This is a genomic window from Dyadobacter sp. HNCC25DJ187 (assembly GCF_056895255.1).
In genome coordinates this window covers 1,180,009-1,192,014 of sequence record NZ_JBXHAT010000001.1, presented here as the reverse complement: position 1 = coordinate 1,192,014, position 12,006 = coordinate 1,180,009, and the positions used below count along the sequence as shown (strand labels likewise).

8 protein-coding genes are annotated in these 12,006 nt (G+C 42.3%); 3 read left to right on the top strand and 5 right to left on the bottom strand.

The annotated features are described in order from the left end of the window. Positions 1-185 precede the first annotated feature (185 nt). Positions 186-923, top strand: coding sequence for a 23S rRNA pseudouridine(2604) synthase RluF (gene rluF, locus AC1XUE_RS04830; RefSeq protein WP_483354800.1), 738 nt, complete (start codon positions 186-188; stop codon positions 921-923). 83 nt (positions 924-1,006) lie between these two features. On the opposite strand, the gene AC1XUE_RS04825 is transcribed toward rluF, so the two are convergent. Together AC1XUE_RS04825 and AC1XUE_RS04820 are read right to left on the bottom strand one after the other, a co-directional pair. Next, positions 1,007-2,563: a SusD/RagB family nutrient-binding outer membrane lipoprotein gene (locus AC1XUE_RS04825; protein ID WP_483354799.1), complete on the bottom strand. Its 1,557-nt coding sequence runs from the start codon at positions 2,561-2,563 to the stop codon at positions 1,007-1,009. A gap of 41 nt (positions 2,564-2,604) precedes the next feature. Then, the gene (locus tag AC1XUE_RS04820; RefSeq protein ID WP_483354798.1) at positions 2,605-5,784 is read right to left on the bottom strand and encodes a SusC/RagA family TonB-linked outer membrane protein; all 3,180 of its coding nucleotides are present in this window, start codon (positions 5,782-5,784) and stop codon (positions 2,605-2,607) included. A gap of 501 nt (positions 5,785-6,285) precedes the next feature. On the opposite strand from AC1XUE_RS04820, the gene AC1XUE_RS04815 reads away from it, so the two are divergent. After that, positions 6,286-7,113: a universal stress protein gene (locus AC1XUE_RS04815; RefSeq protein WP_483354797.1), complete on the top strand. Its 828-nt coding sequence runs from the start codon at positions 6,286-6,288 to the stop codon at positions 7,111-7,113. A 66-nt stretch (positions 7,114-7,179) separates the two neighbouring features. Here AC1XUE_RS04815 and AC1XUE_RS04810 read toward each other — a convergent pair whose 3' ends face one another. Beyond that, positions 7,180-9,474 (bottom strand): alpha-L-rhamnosidase-related protein, encoded by a 2,295-nt coding sequence (locus AC1XUE_RS04810; protein WP_483354796.1) that lies wholly within the window; start codon positions 9,472-9,474, stop codon positions 7,180-7,182. 288 nt (positions 9,475-9,762) lie between these two features. Here AC1XUE_RS04810 and AC1XUE_RS04805 point away from each other — a divergent pair, with 288 nt between their 5' ends. Continuing rightward, positions 9,763-10,392, top strand: coding sequence for a response regulator (locus tag AC1XUE_RS04805; RefSeq protein WP_483354795.1), 630 nt, complete (start codon positions 9,763-9,765; stop codon positions 10,390-10,392). 23 nt (positions 10,393-10,415) lie between these two features. Here the strand turns inward: AC1XUE_RS04805 and AC1XUE_RS04800 are convergent, their stop codons facing one another. Then, positions 10,416-10,742, bottom strand: coding sequence for a metal-sulfur cluster assembly factor (locus AC1XUE_RS04800; protein ID WP_483354794.1), 327 nt, complete (start codon positions 10,740-10,742; stop codon positions 10,416-10,418). Continuing rightward, positions 10,729-12,003, bottom strand: a complete 1,275-nt coding sequence (locus AC1XUE_RS04795) for a hypothetical protein (RefSeq protein WP_483354793.1) — start codon at positions 12,001-12,003, stop codon at positions 10,729-10,731. The genes AC1XUE_RS04800 and AC1XUE_RS04795 overlap by 14 nt, the downstream gene beginning before the upstream one ends. Between the last annotated feature and the right edge of the window lie 3 nt (positions 12,004-12,006).

Here is a 12,006-nt window from a genome sequence, read left to right as displayed (position 1 = left end):
TTCAAAGTATCCGTGTGATTGAATCTCTATGAATTAACCCGTATTTTTTTTGATTTAACCTCAGCTATTACCTCAGGCGAATTGTATATCCTGATTTTTGGCCGGAACTTTGTCATAGCGCAGTGCGTATCAGAAAAGATCAATTTGTCTGAACCCTGCAGCGATTGTGTTTAAACTTAAACTGAATGATCCGAATAAATAAATTTATAAGTGAAACGGGTTACTGCTCGCGCCGGGAAGCAGACAAGCTTGTGGAACTAGGACGAGTAACGCTGAATGGCAGAACGGCTGTGCTTGGTGATAAAGCATCAGATACTGATGATGTCAGAGTTGACGGCAAACTATTAAAGGAGAAGAAAGCTCCGGTGTATATTGCGTTTAATAAACCAGTGGGAATTACGTGTACTACAGAAAGGCAGATTAGAGGCAATATCGTTGATTTTATAGGACACAAGGAAAGAATTTTCCCGATCGGCAGGCTTGATAAGCCGTCCGAGGGTTTAATTTTCCTGACCAGCGATGGCGATATCGTGAACAAGATACTCAGAGCCGGTAATAATCATGAAAAAGAGTATGTTGTCACAGTTGACAAGATCATTACGTCTGACTTCATCACAAAAATGTCGGCAGGTGTTCCGATACTGGATACAGTTACAAAAAGGTGTTTTGTCAGAAAGGACGGGAGCCATGTATTTACAATTATATTGACGCAGGGACTTAACAGGCAGATCAGAAGAATGTGCGAGTATCTGGGTTACTCGGTCAACAAGTTGAAGCGGGTGCGGATCATGAATGTAACACTGGATAACATACCTGTTGGTAAATGGCGCGATCTTACAGATGAGGAGATGGCTTTCATTCACGCAGCAGTTGAAGGTTCTGTTAAAACAGAAGAAGGATCTTATATGGATACAGAGGAATAGATGAATCTGCATCTGCTAATAAAAAAAGCCGATCGGAAGTTGTAAAAACTGACTCCGACCGGCTTTTTATGCGTGTAAGCTATTTACTTATTCCACCAAAGGGCTGTCGTAATATCATCATTTCCCTGCGCGCCTACAGCTTTCTGATAATTGGCAAGATTCACACTTTGTTCTTTTGTAGGATAATAAAGCCGAAGTGGAACACCATTGCCAAAGAGAGGCTGGAACTTGTACTCAGTAGCGACGCCATCAACGACTCTTCTCCAAACCACATCACCTGGTTTTACTAAAAACGAAGGTCCGCCGGTTCTGCGAATTTCGCTCCATGCTTCATCACCTTGTGTAAACAAAGCCAGGTATTTCTGCGCGATCACGTTCTGTTTTGTTGCTGCCGGTAGTGCTGCAAGATATGTACTGATCTGCGTTTGAGGAATACCCCATTTTTCCAAAGAAGCAGTAACACCACTTACATAGGATTGCTGATCCCAGTTTTTATATTCAGATATCAAGAACGCTACTTCAGCATACTCCTGCAACACTTCACCAAAATTAGCTGCGTTTACAAGTGTACCAGGCAAACTGACGTCATTGGTAGTTAGCAACCCTGCTGCGGCAACAGGTAAGCCGTAGGGCTGCCCTACATAATTTCCAGCTGCATTTTTATTAGCATACACAGCCAAACGGGGATCTTCTACTTTCACAGGACCGGTCTGGCCTTTTAAAACATCAATGAGAACATGTGAAATAGCGAAGTCCTTACGGTTAGCAGTAACGGTTGCCCGGAAAAGAGGCGCTTCATTCGGAGCCTGTGTGAGGTACCTGAAAACCGCATTGTCGGCATTGGATGTAAATACACCTTTTTGCAATGCATCTGCGAAATGTGCTTCTGACTGCTCAGGAAGTTGTTTACGAATCCGTGTAGCTACACGAAGACGAAGTGAGTTGGCAAACTTCGCCCACTTTTCATTACTTCCTTTGTAAATCACATCATAGTTGCCAAAGGTATTCAGCGTCTTATACTTGATCAATGTATCTCCGGCTGCTTTCAGTTCATTGAGAATATCTGTATAAATCTTCTGCTGACTTGCATAAACCGGGCTTAAATTCTCCGGACTTTGCTGTAAAGCTTCAAACTCGGGGTCATTGTTGCCATAAGACTGATAAGGAATGTTGCCGAATACATCTGTCAATCCCTGAAAGGCGTAGGCCTTCAAAATCCTCGCAATGGCAATCTGATTCTGATTGGCCCCGGCTGTTCCGGCAGCTGCTACGTCCTTGGTGGCAGGATCCGTATTTTTGATGATGATATCATTCAGGTTATTCAGTGTCTTATAGGTCGTATTCCAGTAAGTATCTGAAGTAGAACGAGGGATATCATATCTGGATTGGTCGCTGTAAATATTCTGACTGTAATATTGTGCAAACAGTTGCGATCCTCTGAGCGAAATGTTCTCATTACGCAGGTTATCCATCAGTTGCTTTTCTGCAGCCACCAGAATTGTAGTGGTCGTCGCATTGCCTGGTCTGTTCGGATCTTTATTGATTTCCTCAAAATGGCTGTCGCTGCATGCATACAGAAACGCTGTGGCTGCAATAACAAGCGACTGTATGGTATATGATTTAATGGTTGTATTCATCATTTGAATTTGTCTTCTGAAATCGGAACCTAAGGGAGTCCCCATTAAAATTTAACATTAACATTTAGTCCGTATGTTGCAGGAACAGGGATATTACCTCCTTCAATGCCCTGGATGTTACCTCCGCTGCTGGTCATTTCGGGATCGATATATTTGCTTGCAGCGTAGAGATTCGCCAGGTTCCGTCCATACAAACCGAAATAAACCTGTTTGATCAGCTGATTCTTCAATGGCAAATTGTATCCAAAAGTAACTTCACGAAGTTTTACAAATGAGGCGTCGAAAATAGTAAGCGGAGTAGGGCCGTTGTATTCGTTACGGGCCCAGGCCTGAGCCGTAATGCGGGTATCATTCTGCGAAGTATTTGTTACGGCGTAAGAACCATCATTGTTGTAGGTAACAGTTCCTTTTACACCATCCAGTACCACACCTGTTTCGCGGACATCGTTGGCTGCCGTTTTATCCAAAATACCTGCATACATCGCCACCTTATAAGTTTGAGAGAAAAATTTACCTCCCACACGTCCATCGATCAAAAAGCCAAGGTTGAAGTTTTTGTACGTGAAACTGTTTTGGAAACCAAACAGATACTTCGGTAATACACTACCCAATGAGGTAAGTTGCTGTGCCCTTTCATAAGTTCCGTCTGCTTTGATCACCTTTTGTCCATCTGCAGCATATATAAAATCGTATCCCAATAACTGACCATACTGCTCTCCTTCACGTGCAACAAGTGTAACAAGGCTGTTGGATAGTTGGAAAGTGTTTACACCTTCTGCAAGCCTGATGACTTTGTTCTGATTGCGTGACCAGTTCAATGTACTGTTCCACTCAAATCCGTTGCTGCGTACAGGTGTGCCTGATAGGGTAATCTCGATACCTTTATTGTTAATCTTACCGGCATTGATCACCTTGGAGTCATATCCGAATGCAGAGGAAACAGGAATGTTAATGATCTGGTTACGGCTCACATTATCATAGTAGGTAAAGTCAAGCCCGACCCTGTTTTTAAATGCCTGAATATTCAGACCTGTTTCCCAGGAAGTGGTAATCTCTGGTTTCAGCAAGCTGTTATTGAGGCGTTCGGGAAGCTTGTATCCTGCTATTCCGTCAAATGACTGAGTTGCTTCGTAGGCGCGTTGCAGCTGATAAGGGTCTGTATCGTTACCTACCTGGGCCCATCCCAAACGTACTTTGGCGAAGTCCAGCCAACCAATTTCCTTGATACCGTTCAATTCGCTTAGTATTAAGCTTGTGGTAACAGAGGGATAAATGAACGAATTTCTGTCAACCGGCAGGGTAGAAGACCAGTCATTACGAACTGTACCATCTACAAAAAGCAGACTTTTATAACCTAAAGAGAAACTTCCGAATACGGAGTTGATCTGTTTCTGATAGAAGTTTGAATTAGGCAATACAGAACTTGCATTCCTTAAGTTATAGTACTGGGGCAAGGTTAGACCACCTTGTGTAACCTGATCATTAATACGTCTTTTCTGACTCATGATGTTTCCACCCACATTCACATTTAAAGACAGGTCGCCCCAGCTTTTGTTCGCCGAAGCAAGTAATTCGTAGTTAAACTCGCTGAAATTATTACTGTATTCCTGGTACTGTGATTGTGTACGTGAGTAAACCGCTATACGGTCCTGATACTGGTATTGATATACGTCGGCATTCACTTTACCACTTACTTTCAACCAGCTGTTTACATCATAAACCAATCCTACATTGCCGTAAAAGCGGTCACGGTTTTCATCCATGTAACTTTCGTAAGCCGACCAGTAGGGGTTGTCAATGAACCTGGCTGCTTCAGCCGCTGGTGTATTCTGGTATCCGGTACGGTTCCAAAGAATCTGGGTGCCATCCGCTCTTTTGTAGTTTTTCAGCTTATTGTAATCCACCTGAACAGCTCCCCATTGAAAGGCTTCCAGAATAATGTTCCGGTTGGTAGCACCTGTCCATGGACGACCTACAGATGTATTCCTCATGTAGTTGAAATTATTAAATACCTTCAGTTTCCCGAGTTGTGAGGAGCCAGAAAAGTTAATTGAATTCCGTTTCAGAGAAGAGTTGGGTACTGTTCCGTTTACATTTTTGTTGGTATACGAAAGTCTGTATGTAGAATTGCTATTACCACCGCTGATCGAGAAACTGTTGGTATTGGCTACACCCGTTTCAAAGAATGAGTGAACATCGTTTTTAGGGTATAGCCATGGCTGCGGCTGCAGATACTCTGCCGTGTTTTCAGGGTCTAGGTTATACCAGTGCAGTACAGGAGTGCCATCCAGCCTGGGTCCCCAGCTTTCATCAACAGCATATTCTACAATATTGTAATCATTTCCGCCGATATTGGCTTTCTGAAATGTGGAAGAGAAACCTTGTCCATACAATTTTTGACGCTTGGGCAGACGTACAATGTTTTCAAACTCAATACCTGTATTCAGCGCTATATTGACTTTGCTGTTTTCTTTTCCCTTTTTGGTTGTGATCAGAATTACACCATTGGCAGCACGCGTTCCGTAAAGTGCAGCTGCAGAAGGTCCTTTCAATACCGAGATATTCTCTATGTCGTCAGGGTTGATATCCTGGATCATGTTTCCCACATCCTTTCCACCGCTACCTGCACTGGTAGCTGCACTGTTCAGATCGGCATTGTCAACAGGTGTTCCGTCGATTACATATAAAGGCTGGTTGTTTCCGGAAATAGAGTTGATACCACGCAATAATACGCGAGATGATCCACCCATATTTCCTCCAGAACTTACTACCTGCAAACCAGCTACTTTTCCGGACAGAGCAGCCAGTGCGTTGGTGGGGCGAGTTTGCAGAGCCTCGCCTTTGATCTCCTGTACAGCATAACCGAGTGCACGTTTTTCACGGGATATACCGAGTGCGGTTACAACCACTTCGTTCAGAACTTTGGTATCAGGTTTCAGAGCGATATTGATCTCATTCTGATTGGCAATCTGAATTTCTTCTGCCAGGTAACCTATAAAAGAGATGACCAAGGTTGTGGCGTTCTGATTCACTTTGAGACTATAAGTCCCGTTCACGTCCGTAAGTGTACCTGTGGAAGTTCCTTTCACAGCAACCGATGCCCCCGGCAACGTACTGCCATCCGACACATCTGTAATAACACCGCTAATGGTTCTTTCCTGTGAATAAGCAAATCCCAATCCGCTTAACAGGAACCAAAAAAGTAATAAAGTTTTTCTTTTCATAAAATATGATTTTTGTAATATCACGCAATTGTAGCTTTGCCATCTGATTCTAATGTTTTCCATCTTTACAATTACTAATAATTTTTGGATATCTCTCTAAATCAGAATATTCTTCTCATTTCGCTTAGTTTATCCTGGTTTACTTATCAGTTGACAATAGATTGCTGAACAAAATTAATTAAAATTTATTAATTATTTATTCTCTATCGGCATTGTATAGTAATAATTTTTTTGTCTTTTTCTAATATTTCGTTTTTTTTGGTCAACCGAACTGACTGTGATATGGAGCAGGTCTCACACATTGAGCTTGTTAGATGTGGTATGTATACGGCAGGTGAACACGAGGATCATCCATACTGGATTTGGCCATTCGGATTTAACTTTTATCACCGGATATCCTGCGCCGGATCATTTTTTTTAGTTAATTATCCTTGAAAATTGCGTTACAAAAAATGGTTCGGTATACCAGAACTGATTAAAGTCATTAAACTTAGGCCGGTTATGAACACGATTCTTGTTCCCATAGATTTTTCTGAAAATGCAGCACGTGCTATTAGTGCTGCTAAGCTAATTGCTTCAAAAAATGAAGCCGAATTGGTATTTTTACACGCCTATCAGCCCTATATCACGGACGTCTCTCTTCCGGTAACAATGAGCTCGCTTCCGGTTTATAAAGAACACGAGGATGGCTTGAAAGCGCTGTTGGAAGAACAGGCAGAGTTAGCCAGGCAGGAAGGTTTTGAGGCTCACAGTATTTGGGAAGTTGATGCAATTCATGATGCTGTGATTCGCAATGCGGAAGAGCTCGTAGCAGATTTAATTGTGGTAGGCCGAACTGGTAAAGGTAGTTTTATGGATAAACTGATCGGAAGTTCTGCTACCCATATCGCCTTGGACTCGCCTTGTCCTGTTTTGGTCATACCTTCCCAGATTGAAAATTTTGAAGTTAATCGGGTTGTTTATGCCACTCAACTTGAATTTGAGGAAATGAGTAATCTGCGACAAGTGGCTGACTTGACAAAACAATTGGGAGCAAGCCTTTCTTTAATCAAAATCAGCTCTTTGGAACAACCTAATATTCAGCCAGATCACCAGTATATTTCTCAGATTGCTACCGGACTCAATATTGCGGAAAGTGATATTGTTGTCCGCAAAGGGGGAGGTGTTGAAGAAGGCATCATGAATTATTGTAAGGAAGTAAATGCAGATCTTCTCGTATTGTCGACCAGAGAGCGCGGTTTTCTGGAGCAACTGATCATCAATCCAAGTATTACTAAAAAGTTATTGGTTGAATCTCCACTTGCTTTACTTGTACATCATATCAGATGATGTACTACGATTCGGGAAAAAGTAAACGGGTAAGCTTATTTAAATAAAACAAGCTTACCCATTTTGCTATTTACGGCTGCGCATTACCTCAAAGTGATGCTTCCCTGATCTCACATTATCAATTTTATAAAATACACCATCTGTCATTGTTTTGATGATTTTGCCGTTGTATTTCACTGTACCTTTGGCTTCATTTTTTGGTAGGTAAACTACTCCGGTCATATTTGCCGGAAGTTGTACAGTCATAGAGAATGTACCTGCCTTATTCTGTATGCTTGTGTTGATATCTCCGCGAAGTGTACCTAATTTCAATGATGCACTTTCCAAATCACCTAATTGGGGCTTGATGCTTACCGTCTCGTATCCTGCAGTCAAAGGTTCAATTCCCATCAGTTTTCTTACAATGATATTAGCCGGTGCGGCACCCCATGCATGGTTCCAGTCCTGGTTGGGTTTGTATTTGGTATCCCAGGCTTCTGTTGTGATGGTAGAACCTGTTCTGATCATATTATACCAGCTTCTTTCAGCATCTGAGTTCATCAGAGAAAGCGCATAGCGCGCCTCATTTGCGTTGTATAGTCCGTCGAGCAGAAACTGAGAGCCGTAAACGCTGCATGCCATACCTCGTGAGCGTATATGTTCCAGTACCTGCTGGTGGTATTTGGCAGGTACCAATTCAAATGCAAGCGCCATCATGTTGGCATGCAAAGACGCGTGATCTGTACCTTCGCCGTCACGAACCAGGCCCGTTTCAGGATCAATAAAAGTTTTTTGAAATGCCAGCTTCACCTTGTTGGCAAGATTGAGATATTGAACTGCATCATCCTGACGTCCTAGGACTGTGCCTAGTTTGCTCATATAAATCAGCGCCTGATAATGAAACGCGTTTACAACTGAGTTGTAATCGGTAAACACAAAACCGTCAGTTTCACCTGCCTGCTTTTTTTCTAAACCTAAAACGCCCTGCTGAGGCCAGTCAACGATATCAACCAGTGTGCTTTTGCCATCGAAAGTATTAAAGTGAATCGATTTTTTAAAGGCATCATCCTGTTTGCCGGTACGGGTACTGATCAGGCCGTCAGCCCTGGAAAGTTCAGTAAGTAGTTTAGGTTTAAGTTGAGCATAAAGCGAAGCAACGGTTCTTGAATCTCCAGAATACAGGTAGTCATACCAGGCGACTAATAAGTTCTGAAGACTCCATTCGGTAGGCCAGGTAGCGTGATAAATCAAATAATCCAGCGAGCGTTTGGCCATATTGAATTCTGTGTCAGTTGCGTAGTGCGAAAGCTGGTTGATAAGCGCGTCGGCCTCATAAGGAATACGCTCACGATCTCCATCGACGTAATAGCCGGAAAATGTAGTGGCTTTGATAGAATATTTACAAAGATCCCATATCTGGTTGAGCGTTGTATCTGAACTACTAAATGTAACAGCATCGTCATTAAATGTATAGTTAATTACCTGCCGGCTAAGCTGATTGATCTTAACATCTTCTTTCTGAGCCTGTAATTCGATATACCGGAAAGGATAAACTTCGCCGATATAGTCCGGCATCAGAATAGCCTTTGAGCCGGTATTCCGCTTATCTGCTGCAAATTGCACGGCGTAGTCATGGGTGCCTTTCTGTAGTCTGAGAGGAATCCGACTGTAACGCAAGCTTCCTGATGGCTTTTTGTCTACAGTGTGCTGCGCAGTTCTAGCTTCACCAATATGTATCCATAATGTATCGCCTTCGGTACCTGACGTTACAGTGAGCAAAGGTTGCGAGAAAGCATCTTTCCCAAAATCATAAAAGATGTGTCCAGGCGCCATTTGTTTCTGACTGACAGGTTGCTGGCTTGTTTTGAGCAGCGGAACGAATGGCGGCTGATAGTCTGTGAGTTGTTTGTCGGTACGGAATGCTTTGATGGCAGAAAACGCACTTGCGACATCACTTTGATCCCAGGTTCTCACTTTCCAGTAATATATCTGGTCGGGAATCAGTAATTCTCTTTCTGGAATGATACCTGCACTTTGTTTACCTGCTGTTTTTCCTGAGTCCCAGACATCAGCTATTCCATTTTCAACTTTCTCCATAGAAGTGGCCACTACTATTTGGTAAGCAGACTGATACGTGCCCGGTATAGTATCACTGATGATCCAGCTAAACGATGGTTTTTTACTTCGGATGAGTGTAATCTGTCCTTTAAATTGTAGTGCTTGTGCCTGGGCCAGGGCCAGGCTGAAGTTAGTTGCCACACCATTTTGCCAGACTTTGTCCGTTTGTTCTGCCAGGTCAGTACGGAGGCGGACTGGCGCCGGACGTTGCGCATATAGGGGAATGGTACAAAAGAAAAGGCAATACAAAATCAGCAATCTCATAAAATAGGAAGTTCTCACAAAAAATTAAAATAAAATAATCTATAATATAAAACATGTGTTGTTGTTTTATCACTACATTTAGATAAATCTATTCTTTTATAGTGAAAATATATCTATATGTAAGACAAACAGTTTTGGTTTTTCAACTTTTTGCCTTATTTGTGTAGATTTATTTCTATAAAATCAAATTCGTTGTCTTTTTTGTCGAATAATTTTATTATTTATGACTATACCTTATACGTGGAGTACTATATTTGCCTAGAAGTTTAGCTTATTTGAAATTTGGAAATGAAACGTATTTTGCTTGCCGAGGATCATCCACTCATTGTCCTTGGCATTGAAAGTCTATTAAAAAGTTGCCTTCAGGATGTAGAGGTACATATTACAGGGGACTTCAACGTGGCACTGAGCACGCTGGAAAAGCAAAGTTTTGATCTGTTGATCATGGATGTAGGCATCCCGAACGGAGATCGTATGGACATGGTAGATCTTGTCAGACGTAAACAGCCGGATATTCCCATATTGATCTGTTCCGATTATGAAGAGAAATACTACGGTATTCCTTTTTTAAAAGCGGGAGCCAGTGGCTTCATCCCCAAAAACGCGCCCATTGAGGAATTCAAATTTGCCCTGGATCTTGTGATCAAGAACAGGATTTATATGAGTCCGTCACTGTTTGAAAGCTCTTTTGAGCAGCTTGTCAACCCTCAGAAGTCGGAAAATGTGATGGATATTCTTTCTGAGAAGGAATACGAAATTGCAAGACTTCTTGTAAAAGGCATGTCGATCAAGTCAATCGGGGAGATGGTGAATATATCTTCACCTGCGGTAAGTAACCATAAGTCGAAGGTTTTTAAGAAGTTGGGCATCAGCAATATTATCGAGCTGAATAGCTATTTCGATCAGTCTGCGTCATAGCATAGCCGGTGTTGCAGCACTGACTATTCAGAAAAAAGTTCTTTTCGACCTTCTTTGGTTATCATATCCGGATTCCATGCCGGCTCCCACACTAATATCAATCGTATTTTTCTGTCAGGGAAAGCTTCTGCCAATGCATGCTGAGCACCGTTTGTAATTGCTTCACCTAACGGACAATGCGGGGCTGATAGGGTCATTTTTACTTCGAGGAGGTTACTGGAGAAGTTAATGGCATAAACTAATCCCAAGTCTATAATATTGACAAAAAGTTCAGGATCAATAACCGTTTTGAGCGCCGTTACAGCCTGATTTCGGAAACCGATATCTGTAGATTCTTTATTGGTGTACATGGTGATGAAGTGGTTTATGAAGGATTATTTTGAATACGTTCACTACATAGAGCAGGGCCGTTATAATCAGCATCAATAGTGCAAAGCGGATCATTAGAAGCTGCGCGGAGAGAATTCCTATCGGCAGTACGGTCATTGAGGCGAAGTATAAATAATACTGGTATTTCAGCAACGAGTTTGAAAATAGCCCTGCGGGAAGTGGAATTCTCCCTTTTTCGTTTGCTGATTTGTAATGGTGATTCCAGACAATGAAAGGGAGCGTTTTAAAGGTTTGTCCAAGAATGATTGAGGTGATCCAGCCTAAGAAAAGTAACACACCATATACCATTGTCCAGTTGGTTTGAGGACTGTAATGGGCAATCGGTATAATCAGAAGCGCTGCTACAAGAAACAAACAGGATGACAAGGTCAGCTTCATGACGCGGTCTATTCGCTTTTTGATTCTGTGAACGATTACATCATACAGAAAATACAACCAACAAAATATACCAGTTCCGCAAACCAGTGCGTATAAAATGTCACGTACTGATGAGTTACTGAGATGGCTGTCTATCAGAAATCCGAATAAGCCGGCATTCTGAAAAATCCATGCCGCTTTAATCCACCTGTTTTTGGTGATTTTGGCTACCAGAAACATAGGTATCAGTTGTACGCTAATACCTGTAATCAGTTGTAGAAACCATCCGGCTATTCCTGCATGTGCGTGAAGTTTCATGATATCCAAATGGTTGCGACTCATGAATGGATACCGAAGATTAATCACCAGACAAAGTCCAAGTGTCACGGTAATCAATAGCCATAACGCAGAGCTGATCAGGAACTTCTGATGTAAGGAATGACTCTGACAGTTTCCTGCCGTGAACACTACATTTAATACATAGCAAAGCACTGCGACACATACGCACGAAGCTCCGGCAATCATGCGTGTGCCTGCTTCGAACAACCAAAATGCCGGTACAAGCTGTGTAATACCAATCAAAAGAAAAACGTAGGAGCCCGCGGCCAGACGGTTGCTGTACAGGGTCCTTTCACAGAGTACCGGCAAAAGCTCGTAGGCGGCTCCAAAAATAACCATGGTTCCCCATCCCAATACAGCAGTATGTACAACTGCCAGGAGGTGAGGACTGAAATAGTGTCCGGTCAAATCATTGAAGCTAATCAATAACATCACAGTAAAAATCAGAAAGAACAGCGCTCCGGTAATATAAAAAGGAATAACTACGCCCAAAGGTGGTGCTTTACTAATGTGTATATTATCCATTTT